This is a genomic window from Streptomyces sp. NPDC049597 (assembly GCF_040675505.1).
Lineage (GTDB): Bacteria > Actinomycetota > Actinomycetes > Streptomycetales > Streptomycetaceae > Streptomyces.
This window is the reverse complement of record NZ_JBFAOY010000002.1, coordinates 25,386-49,660: the sequence shown is the minus strand read 5'-3', so window position 1 is coordinate 49,660 and position 24,275 is coordinate 25,386. Positions and strand designations below refer to the sequence as shown.

General features: G+C 74.1%; 22 protein-coding genes. 6 read left to right on the top strand and 16 right to left on the bottom strand.

What is annotated here, in order from left to right; translation table 11 throughout:
* Positions 1–52: 52 nt before the first annotated feature.
* The 10 genes from AB0K02_RS04095 to AB0K02_RS04050 all read right to left on the bottom strand — a co-directional run bounded on the left by AB0K02_RS04095 (position 53) and on the right by AB0K02_RS04050 (position 11,441).
* Positions 53–187 (bottom strand): hypothetical protein, encoded by a 135-nt coding sequence (locus tag AB0K02_RS04095; RefSeq protein WP_365990790.1) that lies wholly within the window; start codon positions 185–187, stop codon positions 53–55.
* Positions 184–780, bottom strand: coding sequence for a TetR/AcrR family transcriptional regulator (locus tag AB0K02_RS04090; RefSeq protein ID WP_365990789.1), 597 nt, complete (start codon positions 778–780; stop codon positions 184–186). The genes AB0K02_RS04095 and AB0K02_RS04090 overlap by 4 nt, the downstream gene beginning before the upstream one ends.
* On the bottom strand, positions 768–1,499 hold the full coding sequence (locus AB0K02_RS04085) for an enoyl-CoA hydratase family protein (RefSeq protein ID WP_365990788.1): 732 nt from the start codon (positions 1,497–1,499) through the stop codon (positions 768–770). Before AB0K02_RS04085 ends, AB0K02_RS04090 begins: the two co-directional genes overlap by 13 nt.
* Positions 1,500–1,504: 5 nt before the next feature.
* Positions 1,505–3,088 carry a 4-coumarate--CoA ligase family protein gene (locus tag AB0K02_RS04080; RefSeq protein ID WP_365990787.1) on the bottom strand — a complete coding sequence of 528 codons (1,584 nt, stop codon included), beginning with the start codon at positions 3,086–3,088 and terminating at the stop codon, positions 1,505–1,507.
* Positions 3,089–3,134: 46 nt separating this feature from the next.
* Positions 3,135–4,265 (bottom strand): acyl-CoA dehydrogenase family protein, encoded by a 1,131-nt coding sequence (locus tag AB0K02_RS04075; RefSeq protein WP_365990786.1) that lies wholly within the window; start codon positions 4,263–4,265, stop codon positions 3,135–3,137.
* Positions 4,262–6,169, bottom strand: coding sequence for a biotin carboxylase N-terminal domain-containing protein (locus tag AB0K02_RS04070; protein ID WP_365990785.1), 1,908 nt, complete (start codon positions 6,167–6,169; stop codon positions 4,262–4,264). The genes AB0K02_RS04075 and AB0K02_RS04070 overlap by 4 nt, the downstream gene beginning before the upstream one ends.
* A gap of 10 nt (positions 6,170–6,179) precedes the next feature.
* Positions 6,180–7,778 (bottom strand): carboxyl transferase domain-containing protein, encoded by a 1,599-nt coding sequence (locus AB0K02_RS04065; RefSeq protein WP_365990784.1) that lies wholly within the window; start codon positions 7,776–7,778, stop codon positions 6,180–6,182.
* Entirely contained in the window at positions 7,775–9,442 is a 1,668-nt protein-coding gene (locus AB0K02_RS04060; RefSeq protein WP_365991006.1) for an acyclic terpene utilization AtuA family protein, read from the bottom strand. Before AB0K02_RS04060 ends, AB0K02_RS04065 begins: the two co-directional genes overlap by 4 nt.
* Before the next feature lie 65 nt (positions 9,443–9,507).
* Positions 9,508–10,326, bottom strand: coding sequence for a TIGR03084 family metal-binding protein (locus tag AB0K02_RS04055; protein ID WP_365990783.1), 819 nt, complete (start codon positions 10,324–10,326; stop codon positions 9,508–9,510).
* 248 nt (positions 10,327–10,574) lie between these two features.
* Complete coding sequence (locus AB0K02_RS04050; protein ID WP_365991005.1) at positions 10,575–11,441, bottom strand: EamA family transporter; 867 nt, start codon at positions 11,439–11,441, stop codon at positions 10,575–10,577.
* 209 nt (positions 11,442–11,650) lie between these two features.
* Here AB0K02_RS04050 and AB0K02_RS04045 point away from each other — a divergent pair, with 209 nt between their 5' ends.
* Complete coding sequence (locus tag AB0K02_RS04045; protein ID WP_365990782.1) at positions 11,651–12,511, top strand: LysR family transcriptional regulator; 861 nt, start codon at positions 11,651–11,653, stop codon at positions 12,509–12,511.
* A gap of 168 nt (positions 12,512–12,679) precedes the next feature.
* Here AB0K02_RS04045 and AB0K02_RS04040 read toward each other — a convergent pair whose 3' ends face one another.
* The gene (locus AB0K02_RS04040; RefSeq protein ID WP_365990781.1) at positions 12,680–15,502 is read right to left on the bottom strand and encodes an FAD-binding and (Fe-S)-binding domain-containing protein; all 2,823 of its coding nucleotides are present in this window, start codon (positions 15,500–15,502) and stop codon (positions 12,680–12,682) included.
* A 231-nt stretch (positions 15,503–15,733) separates the two neighbouring features.
* On the opposite strand from AB0K02_RS04040, the gene AB0K02_RS04035 reads away from it, so the two are divergent.
* Positions 15,734–16,270 carry an ATP/GTP-binding protein gene (locus tag AB0K02_RS04035; RefSeq protein WP_365990780.1) on the top strand — a complete coding sequence of 179 codons (537 nt, stop codon included), beginning with the start codon at positions 15,734–15,736 and terminating at the stop codon, positions 16,268–16,270.
* Between the two features lie 94 nt (positions 16,271–16,364).
* Complete coding sequence (gene serC, locus AB0K02_RS04030) at positions 16,365–17,483, top strand: phosphoserine transaminase (protein WP_365990779.1); 1,119 nt, start codon at positions 16,365–16,367, stop codon at positions 17,481–17,483.
* Between the two features lie 74 nt (positions 17,484–17,557).
* Here serC and AB0K02_RS04025 read toward each other — a convergent pair whose 3' ends face one another.
* The 3 genes from AB0K02_RS04025 to AB0K02_RS04015 all read right to left on the bottom strand — a co-directional run bounded on the left by AB0K02_RS04025 (position 17,558) and on the right by AB0K02_RS04015 (position 19,920).
* Entirely contained in the window at positions 17,558–17,923 is a 366-nt protein-coding gene (locus AB0K02_RS04025; protein ID WP_365990778.1) for a hypothetical protein, read from the bottom strand.
* A 148-nt stretch (positions 17,924–18,071) separates the two neighbouring features.
* Positions 18,072–19,046 carry a WD40 repeat domain-containing protein gene (locus AB0K02_RS04020; protein WP_365990777.1) on the bottom strand — a complete coding sequence of 325 codons (975 nt, stop codon included), beginning with the start codon at positions 19,044–19,046 and terminating at the stop codon, positions 18,072–18,074.
* Between the two features lie 31 nt (positions 19,047–19,077).
* On the bottom strand, positions 19,078–19,920 hold the full coding sequence (locus AB0K02_RS04015) for a methyltransferase domain-containing protein (protein WP_365990776.1): 843 nt from the start codon (positions 19,918–19,920) through the stop codon (positions 19,078–19,080).
* Between the two features lie 87 nt (positions 19,921–20,007).
* Between AB0K02_RS04015 and AB0K02_RS04010 the strand changes: the two genes are divergently transcribed.
* Complete coding sequence (locus AB0K02_RS04010) at positions 20,008–20,595, top strand: TetR/AcrR family transcriptional regulator (RefSeq protein ID WP_365990775.1); 588 nt, start codon at positions 20,008–20,010, stop codon at positions 20,593–20,595.
* Positions 20,596–20,692: 97 nt separating this feature from the next.
* On the opposite strand, the gene AB0K02_RS04005 is transcribed toward AB0K02_RS04010, so the two are convergent.
* Positions 20,693–21,397 carry an N-acyl homoserine lactonase family protein gene (locus tag AB0K02_RS04005; RefSeq protein WP_365990774.1) on the bottom strand — a complete coding sequence of 235 codons (705 nt, stop codon included), beginning with the start codon at positions 21,395–21,397 and terminating at the stop codon, positions 20,693–20,695.
* Between the two features lie 93 nt (positions 21,398–21,490).
* Here AB0K02_RS04005 and AB0K02_RS04000 point away from each other — a divergent pair, with 93 nt between their 5' ends.
* Together AB0K02_RS04000 and AB0K02_RS03995 are read left to right on the top strand one after the other, a co-directional pair.
* Positions 21,491–22,174, top strand: a complete 684-nt coding sequence (locus AB0K02_RS04000; protein ID WP_365990773.1) for a GDSL-type esterase/lipase family protein — start codon at positions 21,491–21,493, stop codon at positions 22,172–22,174.
* A gap of 149 nt (positions 22,175–22,323) precedes the next feature.
* Complete coding sequence (locus tag AB0K02_RS03995) at positions 22,324–23,622, top strand: MFS transporter (RefSeq protein ID WP_365990772.1); 1,299 nt, start codon at positions 22,324–22,326, stop codon at positions 23,620–23,622.
* A gap of 78 nt (positions 23,623–23,700) precedes the next feature.
* On the opposite strand, the gene AB0K02_RS03990 is transcribed toward AB0K02_RS03995, so the two are convergent.
* Complete coding sequence (locus tag AB0K02_RS03990; RefSeq protein WP_365991004.1) at positions 23,701–24,153, bottom strand: carboxymuconolactone decarboxylase family protein; 453 nt, start codon at positions 24,151–24,153, stop codon at positions 23,701–23,703.
* Positions 24,154–24,275: the final 122 nt, after the last annotated feature.

Here is a 24,275-nt window from a genome sequence, read left to right as displayed (position 1 = left end):
GCCGTCACCGGCCGGACGGGGTGCGCGCGGGGGCCGCGCGCACCCCGGGTGCTCAGACGCCTGTGAGGTGGAGGCGGCCGTCGCAGAGGCGGGCCGTGACGTCGGCGTCCGGGGCGGGCATCACGACCGGCCCGGGCCGGAGCGGGCCCGTCTCGGTGACCGTGGCGTCGACGGTGTACCGCTTCACCCCAGCGCCTCCTCCACCAGTGCCGCCCACTGCGCCACCACCCGCTCGCGCCGCGCCGCGTCGTCGGTGAGGAGGTTGGCGAGGCCCAGGCCGCGCGCCATGTCGAGCAGGCCCTGGACCGTCTCGCGTACGCCGGGGCGCGACTCGTCGGCGTCCAGCAGGCGGACCGCGATGCGGTGGGTCTCGCGGCCGACCCTCGCCTCCAGTTCGGTCACGCGCGGACGCAGCTGCTCCTCGTTGGAGGCGGCCACCCACAGCTGGAGCGCGGCCCGGAACAGCGGGCCCGTGTAGAGGTCGACCAGGGCCGCGACGACCGACGCCCGGTCCTGGACGGGGAGGTCCCGCAGTGCCTGCGAGCGTTCCTCGGCGACGTACTCGACCGCAGCGGTGAACAGGTCCTCGCGGGTGGGGAAGTGGTGCTGCGCCGCGCCGCGGGAGACCCCGGCGCGCTCGGCGACGACGGACACGGTCGAACCCGCCCAGCCGACCTCGGCCAGGCAGGCGACGGCGGCCTCCAGCAGCCGCTGCCGGGTCGCCCGGCTGCGGTCCTGCTTCGGGGCCTTCGCCGCCGGGGGCGGAGTCACAACACCCATGCGGGATCCCGTCGTTCGAGAAAGGCTGTCATCCCCTCGCGCGCCTCGGGCGACGCGAAGAGCGTCGCCGAACGCCGGACCAGGTCCTCGGCGTCCCGGTCGAAGGTTTCCAGCACCCTAGCCGTGACCAGTGCCTTGGACGCGGCCAGCCCCTGGGGGGACGCCCTGCGCAGGCCCTCGACCAGCGGCGCCAGTGCCTCGTCCACGTCGGCGGCGGCGAGCGTGAGCAGCCCGGTGCGGGTGGCCTCGGCGGCGTCGAACCGTTCGCCGGTGAGGTAGTAGCGCTCGGCGGCGCGGGGGGCCATCCGGGGCAGCAGCGGCAGCGAGATCACCGCGGGCGCCACCCCGATCCGCACCTCGGTGAACGCGAAGTCCGACGTGTCCGTCGCGGCGGCGATGTCGCACGCCCCGACCAGACCGAGCCCGCCGGCCCGTACATGGCCCGCGATCCGTGCCACGACAGGTTTGGGCAGCGTCACGATCTGCCGCAGCAGGGCGACGAACGTGTACGGGCTCGGCGGCGCCTTCAGGTCGGCGCCGGCGCTGAACGTGGTGCCGGTGTGCGTGAGCACCACGGCCCGCACGGTCTCGTCCTCGCCGCACCGGGCGAGCGCCTCGGCCAGCTCGCCGACGAGCCGTGCGGACAGCGCGTTGCGGCTGTCCGGGGCGTCGAGCGTCAGGGTGGTGATGCCGCGGTCGCGGTCGGTGCGGATCGTCATGCGGTCTACTCCTCGGAACGGTTCTCGCGGTCCCTGAGCTCTCGACGGAGGATCTTCCCCGACGCGGCGCGCGGGATGCCGACGGTGAACTCGACGCGGCGCACTTTCTTGTACGGCGCGACGCGCTCGGCGACGAACGCGAGGACGTCGTCCTCGGTCAGCCGCTCCGCGTCCGGCTGCCGTACGACGTACGCCTTCGGGACCTCGTTGCCGTGCTCGTCCAGGACGCCGATCACCGCGGCGTCGGCGACGGACGCGTGGGTGAGCAGCAGCGCCTCCAGCTCGGCGGGGGCGACCTGGAAGCCCTTGTACTTGATCAGCTCCTTGACGCGGTCGACGACGAACAGCCAGCCGTCCTCGTCGACGCGCCCGATGTCGCCGGTGTGCACCCAGCCGTCGGCGTCGATCATGGCGGCGGTGGCGTCGGGGCGGCCGAGGTAGCCCTTCATCACCTGGGGCCCGCGGATGGCGATTTCGCCCTCCTCGCCGGCGGCCGCGTCCTCGCCGGAGCCGTCGAGGGCGAGGAGGCGCATCTCGGTGTTCGGCAGGAGCAGCCCCACGGCTCCCGGCGGGGGGTTCTGCGCGGAGAGCGGCACGACGTGGGTGCCCGGGGAGAGTTCGGTCATCCCGTACGCCTGCCGCACCGGCGGCAGGCCGAGGCGGCGGGAGCAGGCTTCGCCGAGCCGGGCGTCGAGCGGGGCGGCCGCGCTGACGATGTAGCGCAGCGAGGACAGGTCGTACTTCGCGACGGCCGGGTGCTTGGCGAGCGCGAGGACGATCGGCGGGGCGACGTACAGGCCGCTGATGCGGTGTTCCTGGATCGCCGACAGGAACGGGTCGAGCTCGAAGCGGGACAGCACGACGACGGTCGCGCCCTGCCGCAGCGGGGCGTTCATCAGGGCGGTGAGGCCGTAGATGTGGAAGAAGGGCAGGACGGCCAGGATGCGGTCGCCGGGGCCCGTCGGGATGAAGGGCTCCAGCTGAGCCAGGTTGGTGGCGATGGACCGGTGTGTGAGCATCACGCCCTTGGGCAGGCCGGTCGTGCCCGACGAGTACGGCAGGGCCGCGACGTCCTCGGTCGGGTCGATCGCCGGCTGGGGCTCGGGGGCGGTGGAGGCGAGCATGTCGAGGACGCTCGCATGCCCGTCGGCGCGGTCGCAGACGAAGATCTCCTCGATTCCGGCGGCGAGTTCGGCGGCGCGGCGGGCGACCTCCAGCAGCGGGGAGACGGTGACGATCCAGCGGGCGGAGGAGTCGCGCAGCTGTTTCGCGAACTCCTCCGCCGTGGAGAGCGGATGGACGGTGGTCACCGACGCGCCCGCCCGTGTCGCCCCGTAGAACACGGCCGGGTAGGCGACCGTGTTGGGGCTGTGCAGGGCCAGCACGTCGCCCTTGACGAGGCCGGCGTCGGCGAGGGCCGCGGCGATCCTGCGGTGGAACAGGTCGAGTTGCCGGTAGGTGACGGTGGTGCCGTTCGCGCCGTCGACGAGGGCTACCGTGTCGCCGTACTCGGCGGCGCGGCCCAGCACGGCCTCGTGGATGGGTTCGACGACGGCCGGGACATCTGCGTAGCTGCTGCGGAACACCATGACGGCCCCCTCGGCGGGTGGGTACGGACGGCCAGGATGTCGTGCGTCAGTACGACTTGGGGAGCCCCAGGGACTGGTGGGACACGTAGTTGAGGACCATTTCGCGGCTGACCGGGGCGATACGGGCCACGCGGGCCGCGGTGACCAGCCTCGCGAGGCCGTACTCGCGGGTGAGCCCGTTGCCGCCGAGGGTGTGCACGGCCTGGTCGACGGCCTTCACGCACGCCTCACCGGCCGCGTACTTGGCCATGTTGGCGGCCTCCCCCGCGCCGACGTCGTCGCCCGCGTCGTACAGGGCGGCGGCCTTCTGCATCATCAGCCGGGCGAGTTCGAGCTCGATGTGGGCCTGGGCGAGGGGGTGGGCGATGGCCTGGTGGGCGCCGATGGGGTCCTTCCAGACCTGGCGTTCCTTGGCGTAGTCGACGGCCTTGGCGAGGGCGTAGCGGCCCATGCCGATGGCGAAGGCGGCCGTCATGATGCGCTCCGGGTTGAGTCCGGCGAACAGCTGGAGCAGACCCGCGTCCTCTTCGCCGACGAGCGCGTCCGCGGGCAGGCGCACGTCGTCGAGCACGAGCTCGAACTGCTTCTCCTGTGCGTGCAGTTCCATGTCGATGGCCGTGCGGTGGAAGCCCTCGGCGTCGCGGGGGACGATGAACAGGCAGGGCTTCAGCCGGCCCGTACGGGCGTCTTCGGTCCGGCCGACGATCAGGGTGGCGTCCGCGATGTCGACCCCGGAGACGAAGACCTTGCGGCCGGTCAGCGACCAGCCGTCGGCGGTCCGGCGGGCGGTGGTGGTGATGCGGTGCGCGTTGGATCCGGCGTCCGGCTCGGTGATGCCGAACGCCATGGTCACACTGCCGTCGGCGAGACCGGGCAGCCAGGTGCGCCTCTGCTGCTCGGTGCCGAACCGCGCGATGACGGTGGCGCAGATCGCGGGCGAGACGATCATCATGAGCAGGGGGCAGCCGGCCGCGCCGGACTCCTCCAGCACGATGGACAGTTCGCTGATGCCGCCGCCTCCGCCGCCGTACTCCTCCGGGAGGTTCACGCCGAGGTAGCCCAGCTTGCCGGCCTCGGCCCACAGTGTGGCGCGGTCGTACGACTGGCCGTGGCGCCTGGCGAGGGCGGCGACGGCGGCGCGCAGGTCCTGGTGGTCCTGGCTCTCGATGACGGTCATGACGCGATGTCCTCCTGGGCTTCCGGTACGTCCTGTACGACGGCGAGCAGGGCGCCGACCTCGACCTGGCGGCCGGGGTGGGCGTGGAGCGCGGTGAGCGTGCCGGAGGCGGGCGAGACGATCCTGTGCTCCATCTTCATGGCCTCCAGCCAGACGAGCGGCTGCCCCTGGACGACCCTGGCGCCCTCGTGGACGCCGTCTCCGACCCGCACGACGGTCCCGGGCATGGGAGCGAGGAGCGAGCCGGGCTCGGCCCCGGCGGCGGGGTCGGTGAACCGGGGGCGGGCGGTGAGGGTGTGGGCGCCGGCGGGGCTGTCGACGTACACGGTGTCGCCGTGGACGGTGACGTCCCAGGCCCGTACGACCCCGTCGGTCTCCAGCCGCACGCGGGAGGGGGCCGCCTCGACGGCGCGTACGCCGGGGGTGCCGGGGAGTTCGTAGCCCCCGTCGCGGGCGGGCCGGTAGCGGACCTCGTGGCCGTTGTAGGTCTTGACCTGGTCCTGGGAGGCGAGGTTGCGCCAGGCGCCGCCGAACCGGCCCCGGCGCCCGGCGGCGTCCGCGAGGGCGGCCGCGACGGCGGCGTGCGCCTCGCCGGGCCGGGGGGCGGTGAGTTCGCCGAGGTGGCGTTCGTAGAACCCGGTGTCGAGGCGGGCTCCGGCGAAGTCGGCGTGCTCCAGCGACCGCACGAGCAGGTCCCGGTTGGTGACGGGCCCGTGCAGGCGGGCCCGCCGCAGGGCGTGCGCGAGCCGGCGGACCGCCTCGGCGCGGGTGGGCGCCCAGGCGACGACCTTGGCGATCATGGGGTCGTAGTGCACGCCGATGGTGTCTCCCGCGGCGTACCCCGAGTCGACGCGGACGGCCGGGGGGCCGCCCGGTACCTCGAAGGCGTGCAGCACCCCGGTCTGCGGGGTCCAGCCGGTGGCCGGGTCCTCCGCGTACAGGCGGGCCTCCACGGCGTGGCCCGCGGACTCGGGCGGGTCCGCGGGCAGGGCCGCTCCCTCGGCCACGGCGAGCTGCAGGGCGACCAGGTCGATGCCGAAGACGGCCTCCGTGACCGGGTGTTCGACCTGGAGGCGGGTGTTCATCTCCAGGAAGTGGGCCCGGCCGTCCCGGCCCACGAGGAACTCGACGGTGCCCGCGCCCGTGTAGCCCACGGCCCGCGCCGCCCGCACGGCCTGCGCGTGCAGCGCGTCGACGAGCCCGTCCGGCAGTCCGGGCGCCGGTGACTCCTCGATCACCTTCTGGTGGCGGCGCTGCAGCGAGCAGTCCCGCGTGCCGAGCGCCCACACCGTGCCGTGCGTGTCGGCGAGGATCTGGACCTCCACGTGGCGGCCGTCCTCCACGTAGGGCTCGACGAACACCGCTCCGTCGCCGAACGCGGACGCCGCCTCCGAACTCGCCGCCTCCAGTTCGCCCGGCAGCGCGGACAGGGAGCGGACGATCCGCATCCCCCGGCCGCCGCCGCCCGCCGCCGCCTTCACGAGGACGGGGAGGTCGGCCTCGGTGAGCGTGCCGGCGTCCAGGGGCGCGAGGCCCATCAGTTCCTTGGCCCGCGTCTTCGACGCCATCGCCTCGATGGCCTCGGGAGCCGGACCGATCCAGGTCAGGCCGGCGTCCTGCACGGCGCGGGCGAAGTCCGCGTTCTCGGAGAGGAACCCGTACCCCGGGTGGACCGCGTCCGCGCCGGCGGCCAGCGCCGCCTTCACGATCAGGTCGCCGCGCAGGTACGTCTCCGCGGGCGCGGCGCCCGGCAGCCGTACCGCCGCGTCCGCCTCGCGCACGTGCAGGGCGCGGGCGTCGGGGTCGGAGTGGACCGCGACCGTCGCGATCCCGAGGTCACGGCAGGTGCGGAAGACGCGGCAGGCGATCTCGCCGCGGTTCGCCACCAGGACAGAAGCAATCACGGAAGGGTCCTCACATCCGGAAGACGCCGAAGCCGCCGCGGGCGCCCTCGACCGGTGCCGTGTGGATGGCGGACAGGCACAGGCCGAGCACCGTCCGCGTGTCGCGGGGGTCGATGACCCCGTCGTCGTAGAGCCGCCCCGACAGGAACACCGGCAGCGACTCGGCCTCGATCTGCTGCTCGACCATCGCGCGCAGCCCGGCGTCGGCTTCTTCGTCGTAGGGCTGCCCCTTCGCCGCCGCCGACGCGCGGGCGACGATCGACAGCACGCCCGCGAGCTGCTGCGGGCCCATCACCGCCGACTTGGCGCTCGGCCAGGCGAACAGGAACCGCGGGTCGTACGCCCGTCCGCACATGCCGTAGTGCCCGGCCCCGTAGGAGGCGCCCATCAGCACCGACAGGTGCGGGACACGGGAGTTGGACACCGCGTTGATCATCATCGCGCCGTGCTTGATGATGCCGCCCTGCTCGTACTCCCTGCCGACCATGTAGCCGGTGGTGTTGTGCAGGAAGACCAGCGGGATGTCGCGCTGGTTGGCGAGCTGGATGAACTGGGCCGCCTTCTGCGACTCGGCGCTGAAGAGCACGCCCTGCGCGTTGGCGAGGATGCCGACGGGGTAGCCGTGCAGCCGCGCCCACCCGGTCACCAGGCTCGGCCCGTACAGCGGCTTGAACTCGTCGAAGTCCGAGCCGTCCACGATCCGGGCGATGACCTCCCGCGGGTCGAACGGCGTCTTCAGGTCCTCCGGCACGATGCCGAGCAGCTCCTCGGCCGCGTACTTCGGGGGCTTTGCCGGAAGGGGATCGGCGTGTGCCTTGCGCCAGTTGAGACGGGCGACGATCCGCCGCGCCTGACGCACCGCGTCCTGCTCGTCGAGCGCGTAGTGGTCCGCGAGCCCGGAGGTGCGCGCGTGCATCTCGGCACCGCCCAGCGACTCGTCGTCGCTCTCCTCGCCGGTCGCCATCTTCACCAGCGGCGGGCCGCCGAGGAAGACCTTCGACCGCTCCTTGATCATCACGGTGTGGTCGGACATGCCGGGGACGTACGCCCCGCCGGCCGTCGAGTTGCCGAACACGACCGCGATCGTCGGGATGCCGGCCGCCGAGAGCCGGGTGATGTCGCGGAACAGCGCCCCGCCGGGGATGAAGATCTCCTTCTGGGACGGCAGGTCCGCGCCGCCCGACTCGACGAGCGCGATGCACGGCAGCCGGTTGGCGTACGCGATCTCGTTGGCGCGCAGGGCCTTCTTGAGCGTCCACGGGTTGGACGCACCGCCGCGCACCGTCGGGTCGTTGGCGGTGATCAGGCACTCGACGCCCTCGACGACGCCGATGCCGGTGACGATCGACGCGCCCACGGGGTAGTCGCTGCCCCACGCGGCGAGCGGGGACAGCTCCAGGAAGGGGGTGTCGGGGTCGAGCAGCAGCTCGATCCGCTCGCGGGCGAGGAGCTTGCCCCGCTTCCGGTGCCGGGCGACGTACTTCTCGCCGCCTCCCGCGAGCGCCTTGGCGTGCTCCGCCTCCAGGTCGGCGAGACGGGCGAGCATCGCCTCGCGGTGGGCGGCGTATTCGGGGCCCGTCACATCGAGGGCCGAGCCGAGGACGGTCACAGCAAAGCCTCCGGGATGTCGGCGTAGCGGGCGCGCAGCCATTCGCCCAGTGCCTTGGCCTGCGGGTCGAAACGGGCCTGGGCGGCCACGCCGTCGCCGAGGATCTTCTCGACGACGAAGTTCAGGGCGCGCAGGTTGGGCAGCACGTGCCGGGCGACGGGCAGCGCGGCGGTCTCCGGTAGCAGGGCCCGCAGCCGCTCGGTGGTCAGTTCGTGGGCGAGCCAGCGCCAGGCGTCGTCGGAGCGGGCCCAGACGCCGATGTTGGCGTCGCCTCCCTTGTCCCCGCTGCGGGCGCCCAGGACGAGACCGAGGGGGGCGCGACGGGTCGGGCCGGGGGGCAGCGGCTCGGGCAGCGCGCCGGGGGGCACCTCGCCGTCCGGCGCCACGCCGGCGGCGGACGGGATGTCCACGCGCTGCCCGTCCGGGAGCACGGCGGTGTGCGGGACCGTGGCCGCGGGGACGTGCACGGCGTCGAACACCCCGTACGGCGCGCCCTTGCCCGGCGGGGCCGTCACATGGAAGCCGGGGTAGCTGCCGAGCGCGAGTTCGATCGCGGCGCCGCTCACCGCGCGCCCGACCCGTTCGGCGTCCGGGTCGCGCACCACGAGCCGGAGGTAGGCGCTGGCCCGTTCCTCGGTGTCGGCGTCGGCCGCGTCGGTGCGGGCCAGCTCCCAGCGCACCTCGGCGGGCCGGTGCTTGCCGAGCGCGTCCTCCAACTGCTCCTGGACAAGTCGTGCCTTGGCCTCGACGTCGAGCCCGGTCAGGACGAACACGACCTCGTTGCGCCAGCCGCCGATGCGGTTGAGCCCCACCTTGAGGGTGGGCGGCGGAGCCTCGCCGCGCACGCCGGAGATCCGCACCCGGTCCGGGCCGTCCTCCTCCAGGCGTACGGTGTCGAGCCGGGCGGTCACGTCCGGCCCCGCGTACCGGGCACCGCCCGTCTCGTACAGCAGCTGCGCGGTGACCGTGCCGACGTCGACCAGGCCGCCGGTGCCGTCGTGCTTGGTGACGACGCAGGTGCCGTCGGCGTGGATCTCGGCGAGGGGGAAGCCGGGGCGGCGCATGTCGTGGCCGGCGAAGAACGCGTAGTTGCCGCCGGTGGCCTGGGTGCCGCATTCGAGGACGTGCCCGGCGACGACCGCGCCCGCGAGCCTGTCGTACTCCTGCGGTCCCCAGCCGAAGTGGGCGGCGGCGGGGCCGGTGACGAGGGCGGCGTCGGTGACGCGGCCGGTGACCACGACGTCCGCGCCGGCGCGCAGGCACGCGGCGATGCCGGCGCCGCCGAGGTAGGCGTTGGCGGTCAGCGCGTCGGGGAAGCGGGCGGACAGGTCGTCGCCCTCGACGTGGGCGACGCGGACGGGGACGCCGATCCGTGCGGCGAGGGCGCGGACGGCGTCGGCGAGTCCGGCGGGGTTGAGCCCGCCCGCGTTCGTGACGATGCGGACGCCGCGTTCGTGGGCGAGGCCGAGGGTGTCCTCCAGTTGCCTCAGGAAGGTCTTGGCGTAGCCGAGGCGCGGGTCCTTGAGGCGGTCGCGGCCGAGGATGAGCATGGTCAGCTCGGCGAGGTAGTCGCCGGTGAGGACGTCGAGGGGCCCGCCGGTGAGCATCTCGCGCACGGCGTCGAACCGGTCGCCGTAGAACCCGGATGCGTTCCCGACGCGCAGCGGCGCGGTGCTGCCACGGAGGGCGCCGTCCGTGGCCGCGGGAACGGGGCCGCCGCCGGCCCGGTTCACCGGTGCCCCCCGTCGTCGGCACCCGGCTTGCGGGTTCCCGGCTCGCGTCCCGTGCCGGGCGGGCCCGCGAAGGCCTGGGCGATGTCGAGCCAGCGGTCGGCGTCGGGCCCCGTCGCGCGCAGCGACAGGTCCGCGCGGTGCGCGCGCTGCGTGACGAGGAGGCAGAAGTCCAGCGCCGGGCCGGTGATCCGCTGGACCGCGTCCTTCGGACCGTGGGCCCACAGGCGGCCGCCGGGTCCGGTCAGTTCGACACGGAACGGCTCGGACGGCGGGGTCAGCCCGTGCACCCCGTACGCGAAGTCCCGCGTCCGCACGCCGAGGCGCACGATCTGCGCGAGCCGCGTCGTCGGTTCCCGCACGACGCCGAGCGCGTCGGCGATGTCCTGGCCGTGCGCCCACGTCTCCATCAGGCGCGCGGTCGCCATCGTCGCGGCGCTCATCGGGGGCCCGTACCAGGGGAACCGGGCGCCGGGCGGGGCCTCGCGCAGGGCGGTCAGCAGCACCTCGCGGCCCTCGCGCCACCGGTGCATCAGGTCGGCGGGGGGCAGGGCCGCGCCTTCGGCCGCGCCGTCGTCGACGAACGAGTGCGGAGCGGCGAGCGCCTTGGTGATCTCCGCGGCGAAGGAGTCGGGATCGGTGACCGCCGTCAGCGCGGCACGGTCGGTCCAGGCGAGGTGGGCGATCTGGTGGGCGACGCTCCAGCCCTCGGCGGGGGTCGCCGCGGTCCATCCGGCGGGGTCCAGACCGGCGACCAGCCGGTCGAGTTCATCGCTTTCGTCGCGCAGGTCGTCGAGCACGGCAGTCGGATCGGACACGTAACGCTCCCTGGGGGCACGACGGTTCGTGCCCGGAGCATGGCAGCGTTCCATAAAACAAGCAAGCGTGCTTGCTTTGATTTTTAGCCGTAACAGGCCCGTTCAGGCCCCACGTGCGTCAGGACCGCAGCGACCACCGGCACCAACCACCAACGGCCCCCGCCCCGGTCAGGAACGGGCCTGGCTGCACCACGTGCATCAGGACCGCAGCGACCACCGGCACCAACCACCAACGGCCCCCGCCCTGGTCAGGAACGGGCCTGGCTGCACCGGACCGCTCCCATGCTCGCCGCGACCACCAGCGCGATCGCCGCCAGCTCGGCGGGTGCCAGAGCCTGGCCCAGGACGAGGAATCCGGCCGTCGCCGCGATCGCGGGCTCCAGGCTCATCAGCACGGCGAACGTCGCCGCGGGCAGCCTGCGCAGCGCCAGCAGTTCGAGGGTGTACGGGAGGACCGACGACATCAACGCCACCGCGAGGCCGAGCCCCAGCGTGGACGGCACGACCAGCTTCGACCCGGCCTCCATCAGGCCCAGCGGCAGACTGAGCAGCGCGCCCACGCCCATCGCGAGCGCGAGCCCGTCCGCCTGCGGGAAGCGCCGCCCGGTGCGGGCGCTGAAGACGATGTACGCCGCCCACATCGCTCCCGCGCCCAGGGCGAACAGCGCGCCCACGGGGTCGAGCCGGTCGAAACCGCCGCCGCTGAGCAGGAACACGCCCGCGAGCGCGAGCCCCGCCCACAGCAGGTTGACGAGCCTGCGCGAGGCGATCACCGACATGACGAGCGGGCCGAGCACCTCCAGGGTGACGGCGGCGCCCAGCGGGATGCGGTGGGCGGCCTGGTAGATGAGGACGTTCATCGCGGCCATCGCGGCGCCGAAGGCGACGACCGTGACCCAGTCGGCGCGCGTGTGCCCGCGCAGGCGCGGCCGGCACACCACGAGCAGCACGAGCGCGGCGAGCACGAGCCGCAGCGTGACCACGCCGAACGGGCCCGTACGCGGCATCAGCATCACGGCGATGGCGGCCCCGAACTGCACGGACAGCGCTCCCGCCACGACCAGCGACACGGGCCCGAGCGACCGCCGCGACCGTCCGGCCGACGCCTCGGCCACGGGCCCGGCCCCCTCGGGGAGTACGACGACGGCCCCGGCGGCACCGGGGCCGCCCGCCCCCGTGGGTACGCCCGAGCGTCCGTCCACGGAGCCCGCCTCGTTCACCGCCCGGCCTCCCTGCTCGCCTCGCCCGGTTCCGTCCCTCCCACGCTACGGACCCGCCCTGCCCCGGTGAAATGTTTTTCTCGCTGCGGTTATGCTCTGTACGTATGAGCATCGAGCTGCGTCACCTCCGCTGCTTCCTCGCCATCGCCGAGGAGTCGAGCGTGACCAGGGCCGCCGCCCGGCTGAACCTCACCCAGCCCAGCGTCTCCCGCTCGCTCGCCGCCCTGGAGAGGCATCTCGGCACCCGGCTCGTCGACCGCTCCACGCACCACCTGGCGCTCACCGCCGAGGGGCGGGCGTTCCGCGACAAGGCGGCCGCCGCCGTCACCGCGTTCGACGAGGCGCTGGACGCGGGCCGGCTGCTGCGCACACCGCTGCGGCTCGGCCACGCCTGGGCCGCCCTCGGCGCGTACACCACGCCGCTGCTGCGCCGGTGGGAGCGCGAGCACCCGCGGACACCGCTCGAACTGCTCCGTGTCGACGACCGCACGGCGGGGCTCACCGGCGGCCGGGTGGACGCCGCCGTCCTGCGCGGCCCCGTCGACACGCCGGGCCTGGTCACGGCGCTGCTGTTCACCGAGGCGCGCATCGCCGCGGTCACGGCCGACGGCCCGCTCGCGGCGCGCGCCACGCTCACCCTCGCCGACGTGGCGACCGGGCCCGTCGTCCTGAACACCGTCTCCGGCATGACGACCCCCGATCTGTGGCCGCCCGACGCCCGGCCCGCCGACACGCTCACCGTCGGCAACACCGACGACTGGCTGACCGCGATCGCGGCCGGCCGCGGCGCGGGCGTCTCGGCCGCCTCCACCGCCGAACTGCACGCCAACCCCGGCGTCGCCTACCGCCCGCTGACCGACGCCCCGCCGGTCCCGGTCCTGCTCGCCTGGCGTGCCACGTCACCGCACCCCGCGATCACCGCCCTGCTGACCCTGGCCCGGCAGGTGGCGACGGCCGCTCCCTGACCGGCCCGGCGCGCCGCCCCGACACCCCTGGCCCGGCTGGTCGGTGACGGTTCCGCTCGGGGGGCGCCTCGCATCGCCCCGCGGGACGAGGGCCCGCCCGGGGGCAAGGCCCCGGGTCCGGGGAACGCTCACAGTGTGCCGCCTCGGCGAGGCGGCCCGCCCGCGGGGTCAGCCGTCCGGGGCCGTGCTCAGTGCGTCCGCCAGCACCTCCGCCAGGTGCCGCGCCCGGCGGCCGGCCAGCTGGTCCAGTTGGGTGCGACAGGAGAAGCCGTCCGCCAGCAGCACCGTCTCCGGCGACGCCTCCCGCACCGCCGGGAGCAGCTGCTCCTCCGCGCACGCCACCGACACCTCGTAATGGCCCGCCTCGAAGCCGAAGTCGCCTGCCAGGCCGCAGCAGCCGCCGCTCAGCTCCCCGCTCAGCCCGGCCTTCTCCCGCAGCGCCCGCTCGTCCGCGTCGCCCAGCACCGCGTGCTGGTGGCAGTGCGTCTGGCCCGCCACCGGGCGGTCCAGGCGCGGCGGGTTCCAGTCGGGGGCGCACTGCGCGAGGGTCTGCGCGAACGTCCGCACCGAGGCCGCGAGCCGGGCAGCCCGCGGATCACCGCCCATCAGCTCCGGCAGGTCCGTCTTCAGCGTCGCGGCGCAGCTCGGCTCCAGCACCGTGACCGGGGCGCCCAGTTCGAGCAGTGGCTCCATCGTGTCCAGCGTGCGCCGCATGACGGAGCGTGCCCGGTCCAGCTGGCCCGTGGAGACGTACGTCAGCCCGCAGCAGACCCGGCCGGGCGGCAGCACGATCCCGACGTCCGCCGCCTGAAGGACATCCGCCGCCGCCATGCCCACGGACGGCGACAGCCGGTCGGTGAAGGTGTCCGGCCACAGCACCGTCGTACGGCCCCTCGCGAACACGCCCGTGCGCTCCCGCAGATGCTCCCGCAGCAGGCGGCTCAGCGGACGGGGCGCGAGGACCGGCAGCCGCCGCTCCGGCGCGATGCCGCACATCCGCTTGGCCAGCGCGGCCGCCGGGCCGAAGCGGGCGAGCGCGTTGACGGCCGGCGCGAGGGGCCCGGCGAGCCGCAGCCACTCCGGCAGCCGGCCCATCGCGTAGTGCGCGGCGGGCCTGCGGCGGCCCGCGTAGTGGTGGTGCAGGAACTCCGCCTTGTACGTGGCCATGTCCACGCCCACCGGGCAGTCGCTGCGGCAGCCCTTGCACGACAGGCACAGGTCGAGCGCCTCCAGCACCTCCGCCGACCGCCAGCCGTCCGTGACGATCTCGCCCGCCAGCATCTCGTGCAGCAGCCGCGCCCGCCCCCGTGTCGAGTGCCGCTCCTCGCCGGTCGCCCGGTAGGAGGGGCACATCACGCCGCCGCCGGCCGCGGGCTGCTCCGTACGGCACTTGGCGACGCCGACACAGCGCCGCACCGCGCCCGCGAAGTCGCCGCCATCGTGCGGGTAGCCGAACGCGACGTCGACCGGCCGCCTGGGCAGCACGTCGAAGCGGAGGTCGGTGTCGAGCGGGGCGGGGCGGACGAGCACGCCCGGGTTCAGCAGGCCGTCGGGGTCCCACAGGTCCTTGAAGGCGCCGAAGAGACCGACGAGTTCCGGCCCGTACATCCGTGGCAGCAGCTCCGCGCGCGCCATGCCGTCGCCGTGCTCGCCGGACAGCGACCCGCCGTGCGCGACGACGAGGTCGGCCACCTGCTCGGAGAACGCGCGGAAGCGCGCCACCCCCTCCCGGCTCATCAGGTCGAAGTCGATGCGGACGTGGATGCAGCCGTCGCCGAAGTGGCCGTAGGGCGTGCCGCGCAGGCCGTGGTCGGCGAGCAGGGCACGGAAGTCGCGCAGGTACGGGCCGAGGCGCGCGGGCGGGACGGCGCAGTCCTCCCAGCCCGGCCACGCCTCGCCTGCGTCCCGCGTCCTGGTCGCGGTGCCGGCCGCGTCCTCGCGTACGCGCCACAGCGCCCGCATGCCGGCCGGGTCGTCGACGACCGTGCCGTCGAGCGCGTCGGCGGCCCGTAGGATCCGGGCCGCGCGCGCACGCGCCTCGGCGGCGGTGCGGCCGCCGGTCTCGACGAACAGCCAGGCCCCGCCGCGCGGCAGGCCCGCCGCGTCCGGTACGAGGTCGTCGGCCATGCCCTCGACGGTCAGCGGCCGGTGGGGCAGGAGGCCGGCGGCAGCCTCGGCCGCGGCGCTCTCGTCGGGGTAGCCGAGCACGGCGAGGGCGCGGGCGGCCGGGGTCTCGACCAGGCCGACGGTCACCTCGGTCAGGACGGCGAGGGTGCCCTCGCTGCCGCAGAAGGCGCGGGCGAGATCGGTGCCCTTCTCGGGGAGCAGGGCGTCGAGGGCGTAACCGGAGATCCGGCGCGGCAGCCCGGCGGGATAACCGGTGCGCAGCAGCGCCAGGTTGGCGCGGACGAGGTCGTCGAGGCCGGGCGGGACGCCGGTGGAACCGCTGCCCCGGCCGAGGGTGACGGGGGTACCCGTCGAGGTGACGGCCTCGAGGCCGTGGACGTTGTCCGCCGTGGTGCCCCAGCGCACGGAGTGGGAGCCGCACGCGTTGTTCCCCACCATCCCGCCGATCGTGCACCTGCTGTGCGTCGACGGGTCCGGTCCGAAGGCGAGGCCGTGGGCCCGCACCGCCGCCTGGAGCGTGTCCAGCACCGCTCCCGGCTGCACGACGGCCCTACGGGCCCCGGGGTCGACGGAGAGGATCGCGTTCATGTGGCGCGTGAAGTCGAGGACGACGCCGACGCCCGTGGCCTGGCCCGCGATCGACGTCCCGGCCCCGCGCGGCACCACGGGCACCCCGTGCTCGCGGCACACCGCCAGCGCCGCCGCGACGTCGTCCGCGTCGCGCGGCGCCACCACGCCCTCGGGGACCCGCCGGTAGTTGGAGGCGTCCATGGTCGTCAGGGCCCGTGCCGCGACGCCGAAGTCGACATCGCCCCGCACGGCGGCTCTGAGCGCCCGCGCCACGTCGTGCGTATCCCCTGTCATGTCTCCCAGGATGACCCGCACGGCCCGCCTCACACCTGCGTCACCTCCGGGAAGCCGGTCCCGGTCGCGCACGCGGTACGGCGGAGAACGGAAAGAGGGGCGCCGGCCCCTTGCCCAAGTGATCGCCAACTCTCCTATAGTGACCTCCACTTGATCAGCATGCAGCGGCTTCGACACTCCCCACCGCACCCCCGGAAGGCACCGTTCGATGACCCGCACCGACGAGAAACGATGACCTGCGCGGGGGCACAGCTCAGCGCGATGAAGATCGTGGTGGCCGGCGGTTCCGGCACGGGAAGCACGACGATGGTGCGGTCCGTCAGCGAGATCCGCCCGCTGCACACGGAGGAGCCGATCAGCGTCCCCGCCGCCGTGCCGGGCCGGACGGTGACGACGGTCGCGCTCGACTTCGGGCGCCTCACCCTCGACGAACGCACGGTGCTCCACCTCTTCGGCATGCCCGGGCAGGACCGGTTCCGCTTTCTGTGGGACCCGCTCCTGGACGGCACGACCGGCGCCGTCGTCCTCGTCGACACCCGCGCGCTCGACGGTGCCCGGTACGCGATCGACTGCCTGGAGGGCCGCGACACGCCGTTCATCATCGCCGTCAACGACTTCGGCGGTCCCTTCCGATCGGAGGACGAGATCCGCGGGGAGCTGACGCTCGGGCCGGACGTCCCGCTCGTCGAGTTCGACGCCCGGGACCACTCCTCCAGCAAGTTCGTCCTGATCGCGCTGCTCAAGCACCTGGAGGAGCGCGCCGGCTGATCCCGCAGCTCAGGGCCGTTCCGTCGGCTCAGGGCCCGTCTCATGGTCCGGACCGGGTCGGCGTCGGGCAGCCTGAGGGGATACGCTCCGGCTCGTGGCTGATATCCAGATTCCCGCTGACATCAAGCCCGCCGACGGCCGTTTCGGCGCGGGCCCCTCCAAGGTGCGTACGGAGGCGCTGGACGCCCTGGCCGCCACCGGTACCTCCCTGCTCGGCACCTCCCACCGCCAGGCTCCGGTCAAGAACCTGGTCGGCGAGGTCCGCGACGGTGTGCGCGAGCTGTTCTCCCTGCCCGAGGGCTACGAGGTGATCCTTGGCAACGGCGGCTCGACCGCCTTCTGGGACGTCGCGACGCACGGGCTGATCGAGAACAAGTCCCAGCACCTGTCCTTCGGCGAGTTCTCGTCCAAGTTCGCCAAGGCCTCCAAGCTGGCGCCGTGGCTGGCCGAGCCGACGGTGATCTCCTCCGACCCCGGCACGCACCCCGAGGCGCAGGCCGAGGCGGGCGTCGACGTCTACGCCCTGACCCACAACGAGACCTCGACCGGTGTCGCGGCCCCGGTCAAGCGGGTCGCCGGCGCCGACGAGGGCGCGCTCGTCCTGGTCGACGCCACCTCGGGCGCGGGCGGTCTGCCGGTCGACATCACCGAGTCGGACGTCTACTACTTCGCCCCGCAGAAGTCCTTCGCCGCCGACGGCGGACTGTGGCTCGCCGCGTTCTCCCCGGCCGCGATCGAGCGCGCCGAGCGCGTCCACGCGTCCGGCCGCCACGTGCCGGAGTTCTTCAGCCTGCCGACGGCGATCGACAACTCCCGCAAGAACCAGACATACAACACCCCGGCGCTGGCCACCCTCTTCCTGCTGAACGAGCAGCTGAAGTGGATCAACGGCCAGGGCGGCCTCGACTGGGCGGTGCGCCGCACGGCCACGTCGTCGCGCACCCTCTACGGCTGGGCCGAGGCGTCGAAGTACGCGACCCCGTTCGTCGTGGACCCGGCGAAGCGCTCGCAGGTCATCGGCACGATCGACTTCGCGGACGAGATCGACGCGTCGGCGGTGGCGAAGGCGCTGCGCGCGAACGGCATCGTGGACACCGAGCCGTACCGCAAGCTGGGCCGCAACCAGCTGCGCATCGCGATGTTCCCGGCGGTCGACCCGGCGGACGTCGAGGCACTGACGGCCTGCATCGACTACGTGATCGAGAAGCTGTAGCAGCGGACCGCACAGCGAAGGGCCCGGCGGCCGGACACCGCCGGGCCCTTCGCCGTCCCCGCGCCCCGCGGATCTCAGCCCATCTGTGCCTTGACGTGGTCGATCACCTCGGTGAACTCCGCGGTCGGCGAGAACTCCACCACGTCGGTGTCCTCCAGGGCTTCGGGAGCATGACCGGGCCCCCAGTAGTACGCCTGACCGGCCTCGTAGGTCTCCTCGCCCGCAGCGGTCCGCATTCTGATCCGGCCCTTGAACAGGAATCCCCAGTGGGGGCACTGGCACAGGTCCCCGGGCATCCCCTTGAGCGCGGGCCCCATGTCCGTCCCCTCGGGCAGGTGGAGGAAGGCGACGGACATGTCACCGCCGGCCTCCTTGATCCGCACCTCGACACCGCCGCCCTCGAGCACGACGGGGGTGTCCTCACGCGTGGTCGCCGTCATGATCGCCTCCACGGCCGATCGGTCCCGCTTCGTTGATCCACTGCCTCTTCCAGTCTCTGCCCGACCGGCTCGGCGGTCGACCGCGGGCGGGTCCGCCCCTGGTCAGCGCCCCGGCCCACGGCGAGGGGGCCGTCGGTGCGGACGGTGCCTAGCGGCGCCGGCGGCGCAGGGCGAACCACAGCAGCGCCCCGCCGCCGAGCAGGAGCAGACCGTACGTCGTCACGCCCGCCTCCTCGCCCCCGCCGTCGGCTCCGGCCGCATCGCCGCCACCGGGCCGTGCCGTGTCACCGCCGCCGGAACCGCCCTCGTCCCCCGACGTCACCACCACCCGCTCGACGCGGCTGCGTTCGCCCTCCGTGCCGAACAGCAGCGCCTTGCCGTCGAGCGTGTACGTCACCGACTCCGCCTGCCCCTGGATCGGAGCGCGCACCCGGTGGTCGGCGCCCAGGCGGCCGTTCTCCCAGGCGTAGCCGCGGGCGCTGAAGTACGAGCGCAGTACGAGCTCCTCGCCGTCCGGGGAGAACGCGCCGTCGGTCACCCACGGCACCTCGCCGATCCGCCGGAAGGTGTTGGTGCCCGACGCGCTGAGCGTGGCCGGGCCCTCGTAGAGCCCGCCCCCCTCCTCGTTCTTCGAGGCGATGTACACGCGGCCGGTCTTCGGATGCACCATCAGCGCCTCGGCGTCGCGCGGGCCGTCGGCGTACTTCACGACGAACTGCGTGGCGTCCACCGTCCGGTCGCGCAGCCGCGACGGCTCGGGGAAGCGGTAGATCCACACGTGGTCCCAGCTGCCGTCGAGGTTGTCGCCGATGTCGCCGACGTAGACGTTCCCGTCCGCGCCGACGGAGATCGCCTCCATGTCCCGCGGCGTGCCCACGCCCCGCAGCGTGATCGTCGCCACCGTCTCGCCCGTCGCCGAGTCGACGGCGAAGACGCGGGGCTCGTCCTGGTCGTTGTGCGTCCAGTAGACGCCGGGGTGCGCCCGGCTCGCCGCGAGCCCGCTGGACTCGGTGATCCTCGGGTCCTCGACGGTGAACCCGCCATCGTCCTCCGCGGCGGCGGGCACGGCGGCGGCGAGGAGGAGCGCGGCGGCGAGGCCGGTGACGTACGGAAGCGAACGCATGCCCCCAGCCTGCCACCTCCGCTCCCGGCCGCTACGGGCGCACGGCGGTGACCAGCCATGCCGCGCTGCGCAGCCGGACGGCGCCGTCCTTCTCGTGTGCGCGCAGGACGTCCGCGAGTGCGCGCCGGGCCCGCTCGCCCGTGGCCTCGTCGACCTGGGCGAGCAGATGCCGTCCGGGCCCCGAGCCCAGCAGGAACGCGGCGGCGTCCTCGGCATCGCTCCCCCACCTCCCGTACGCCTCCACCCGCTCGGCCGCGATCCCGTCGAACCCCGCCCCCGCCAGCACCTCCTGGATGCGGTCGGGGTCGGCGAGCGAGAACATGCCCGGCCCGCCGGTCGCCCCGAAGCCGCCCAGGGGCAGCAGGTCCCGCAGCCGGGCGAGGGCCTGGAGCCACTCGTTGTCCCCGGCGTCCGCGGCCACCACGAACGCGGCGCGGCCGCCGGGGCGCAGGCCGGCGCGGATGTTGGCGAAGGCGGCGACCGGGTCGGCGAAGAACATGACCCCGTAGCGGCTGATGGCCACGTCGAAGGCACGGCCCGCCAGTGGATGCACCTGGGCGTCGCCGCGCTCGAAGGCCACGTTGCCGAGGTTATCGGCGCGGGCCGAGGCGCGGGCGCGCTCCAGCATCGGGGCCGACAGGTCCAGGCCCGTGGCCCGGCCGCCGGCCGCGCGCCGGGCGGCGAGGCGGGTGGTGGCCCCCGCGCCGCAGCCGATGTCCAGGACGGTGTCCTCGTCCCGGATCGCGGCGGCGGTGAGCAGGGGCTCGGTGAACCCCTCGTTGACGGCGTCCCAGCGGTCCTGATGGCGGGCCCAGTGGGCGCCTTCGTAACCGTTCCACGCCTGCTCCTGCTCGGTGTTGACGACGTTCTGCACGACAGTGCCTCCCGACTAGTATGGGCGTACGCCCAAACAGTATGGGCAAGCGCCCATACTGTCCATGCCCTGCTGGGAGGAATCCGGATGTCACCGCGCGGAGTCGCCGTACCCAACGCCCGCGAGCGGCTGTTCGCCGCCGCCGAACGCGTCGTCGCCGCGGCCGGCCCCGGCGCCCTGACCAGCAGGGCGATCACGGACGAGGCGGGCTGCTCCAAGGGCCTGCTGCACGCGCACTTCGCGGGCGGACTGGACGAGTTCGTCGCGGAACTGGTCCTGGACCGCCTCGGCCGCGCGGCCGCGCTCGCGGCGGACCTCCCCGTCCGCGCGGGCACGGACACGGTCGCGGTCAACCTCTCCGGCGTCGCCACCGCCCTGCTCACCGCCACCGGACCGGACCTCTCGGGCCTCGCCCTCACCCGCCCCGGCGCGGCCGAACGCTTCCGCGAGGCGATGGCGTCCGGAGCGCCGGGCTTCGCCGCGATCCAGGAGTCCGTCACCCGCTACCTGGACGCCGAACGCTCCCTCGGCCGCGTCCCCTCCGGTCTGGACACGCACGCCGCGGCGCTCGCCCTGGTGGGCACGGTCCACCACCTGCTGATGACCACGTGGCCCGGTGCGCCGGACCCGCGCGAGCAGGTCGGACGGCTGGTGGCGCTGCTGACCCGCCCCTGACCGTTCAGCGACCCGTCAGCGGCCCGACGGCTCCTCCGTGACCGTTCAGCGACCCGTCAGCGGCCCGACGGCTCCTCCGTGACCGTTCAGCGGCCCGTCAGCGGCCCGACGGCTCCCACACGGCGCAGTCGTGCGCGAACAGCACCCGCGCCGGGTCGAAGCCGGCCAGTCGCTCCATCCACGCCGGGTACGGCGGGAGCGGCTGCGCCACGCCGTCGCGGGCGGCCCGCCGGGCGAAGTCGGCCGCACCGTAATCGAACGCGGTGTCATACGCCTGTCCGGCCAGCACGTATGCCCCGCCGGGGCGTTCGACCACCAGGGACTGGTGCCCGTCCGTGTGCCCGGGCGTGGGCACGACCCGTACCCCCGGCCGGATCTCGGCCTCGCCGTCCAGCTCCTCGTAGCGGGCTCGGGGGAAGTCGACCAGGTGGTCGAGCGTGTAGTCGCCGCGCCGGGCCGTCGCCAGCTCGACCCGCTGCACCACGATCGGCACCCCGGCGAACAGCGGGTTGCCGCCGCAGTGGTCGAAGTGCAGGTGGCAGTTCACGACGAGCGAGACGTCCCGCGGTCGCGCCCCGACCGCGGCCAGCGCCTCGCCGAGGGGCCTGCGCCGCGGCCTGTACCGCGCCTCGACGCCGTCGTGCCCCGCACCGATCCCGGTGTCGAAGAGGATCAACTCGCCGTCGGTGCGCACCAGATACGCGAGAGCGGGCTCGACCCGCGGATGCGGGCCGCCCGCCTCGGCCGCGGAGCGGACGAAGTAGCCGAGATCGAGCCGGTGCACCAGGGTGTCGGTCGCCATCGGCCCATCCTGCCCCTGCGGGGCGGGGCCGTGTCCAGCCTCACATCGCCGATCCCTGACGGGTTACCGACGGGTTCGGCGATGATGTCGCCCATGCGTTTCCTGTTCGTCGGCGACTCCATGACCATCGGACGCGCCGGCGACTACAGCTGGCGCTACCGGATGTGGCAGCACCTCGCGTCCCTCGGCGAGCCGTACGAGATCGTCGGCCCGCGCACCACGCTGTACGACACCGAGGCGAACGCCCCCGTGTCGACGGCGTACGCCGATCCGTCCTTCCCCGAGCAGGCCCGTCGCCACCTCGCGGGCTGGGGCGAGGGCTGGCTCCACATGGCCCCGGTCATCGGGGAGACGGTCGCCGCCTGCCGGGCCGACGTCCTCCTCGTCTCCCTCGGCCTGATAGACCTCGGCTTCTACACCAACAGCGACCAGACGGCCGCGAACGCACGGCAGTTCGTCGCCGGGGCCCGCGAGGCCGACCCGCATGTGCGCATGGTCCTGCTGCCGGTCATCCCCAACGTCCGCGCCGAGTCCGACGCCCCGTTCGCCGCCGAGTGCGACCGCTTCAACGTGCTCCTCGCGAAGGCGGTCGCGGACCTGGACACACCGGCGTCCCCGATCCTGCTCGCCTCGCGCCCGCCGTCGTACGACATCCACCGGGACACCTACGACGGCACCCACCCGGGCCCGACCGGCGAACACAAGCTGGCGGCCGCGTTCGCCGACGCGATGCACCAGGCGTGGGGAGTGGGCCGCCCGTACCGGGCCGCCGCCTGACGGCCCGGGCCTCACGGGCTCTGTCGGCCACCGTCAGGACGTCGACGGCCATACGCGGACCGCCGGCACGTCCCTCTCCTCGTACTGGCCGGCCCTGCCCGCCCGAAAAGGCCAGGCGGGGGCCGCCGGCACCGTCCTATGCTCGCCGGATGCCCGAAGTCCCCGATGACGAACCGTTGATGAACCGGTCCCGGCCCCCTCGGCGCAACCGCGACTTCGGCCTCTTCTGGGTCGCGCAGACCCTCTCCGTCATCGGGGACTCGTTCGCTCTCATCGCGCTCCCCCTCCTCGTCCTGCACGAGACGGGGTCCGTGGCGCAGATGGGTCTGCTGACCGCCGTCGCGGGCGCGGCGTCGGTGGTCGCCGGGGTCTTCGCGGGGATCGTGGTCGACCGGGTGGACCGCAGGAAGCTGCTGATCGCCTGCGACCTGGGCCGCATGGCGCTCTACGGGCTCATTCCCCTGATGTGGGCGTTCGGTCCGCAGGTCTGGCTGCTGTACGTGGTGCTGCCCCTGGCCGAGGCCGTCGGCATGCTCTTCTCGGTCACGTACGTCACCGTCGTACGCGCCCTCGTCCCGGGGGACCGCATCACGGAGGCCAACGGCAGACTCAACGCGACGGCCGCGGCGGCCGGGGTCGTCGGCCCGCTATGCGCGGGTGTGGTGGCGGCCTGGTTCGGCCCGGCGGCCGCGGTCGGCGTGGACGCGGCGAGCTTCGGCGTGTCGGCCGCCTGCCTGGCCTTCGTACGGTTCCGCAACCGCACATCGGCGCAGGACAGGGTCCGGCTGACGCTGGGCAAGGACCTGCTCGCCGGGGTGTCCTTCCTCCGTCGGCACCCGGTGCTGCGGGCCCTGACCGTCCTGCTGTCCTTCTTCAGCTTCCTGACGCTCGGCCTGAACGACCTGCTCATCTACCACCTGAAGCACGACCTCGGCCGCGGCGACAGCACCGTCGGCACGGTCTTCGCGGCCGGGGCGTTGGGCACGATCACCGGGGCCCTGCTGGTGGCCCGTTTCCGGCGCAGGCTCGGCTTCGGTGCGACATGGATCGGCGCCGTCGCGGTCTGCGCGGTCGCCGTCGCGGGCATCGGCTCCGCCCGAAGCGTTCCGGGTGTCGCCGCGTTGACGGCCGCCTTCCTGTGCTGTGTCGGCATCGCGGGGACCTGCTCCATGTCCCTGCGCCAGGAGGTGACTCCCGACCACCTGCTGGGCCGGGTCACTTCGGCGTTCTGGACCCTCCACTACTCGGCGGCCCCGGCGGGCGCGGCGCTTCTCACCTGGGCCGCACAGCGCCACGGCACAGCACCCGTGTGCCTGGCGGCCGGTGCGAGCCTCCTGCTCACAGCGGCCCTGGCGCTGCTCACCCCGGTCCGCCGGTCCCGTCCGGAGCTCCCGCCGTCCGGGCGTACGGCATCCGCCGGCCCTCCCGCGCCGTCGGTGTCACCGTGAACCGCCCCTCTGTCACCGGACGGCGCGGCGAGCGGCACACGCCGCACGCCCCGACAACGGCCGGAACCCGTCGTCCGTCTAGGCGCGGACCAGGCGGTTGGCGAGCGTCGACATCGTGTACGTGCCGATGCCCATGACCACCTCCAGGGCGTTCTGCGGGGTGAACCCGTGGGCGAGGAAGGCACGCAGCTCGCCGTCGCCGACCGCGCCCGCCGTGCGCAGCACCTCCAGCGTGAACTGGCGTACCCCCTCCAGTCGTTCGTCGGGCAGCGGGCGCCGCTCGCGCAGCGCGGCGATCAGCTCCCGGCCGGCGCCGAGGGTCCGCAGCTTTCCGGTGTGCATGGCGACGCAGACGTGGCACTCGTTGCGCACGGCGACTGTCATGACGACGGTCTCGCGGGCGAGCGGTTCGAGCGTGGTCTGTCCGAAGGCCGCGCTGAGCGTCAGGAAGCCGTCGAGCAGGTGGGGCGAGGTGGCCAGCTTGGCGACGGCGGCCGGCACGTGGCCGAGGCGCTCGGCGGTGGCCTCCATGGCGGGGCGGGAGGCGGGCGGGGCGGTGGCGAGGACGGCGCCACAGCCCGGCTGCACCGCGCGGACGCGGACACCGGCCGCCGCCACCCGTGACACCGGGCCGCGCGCCCTTGCCTGGAGTG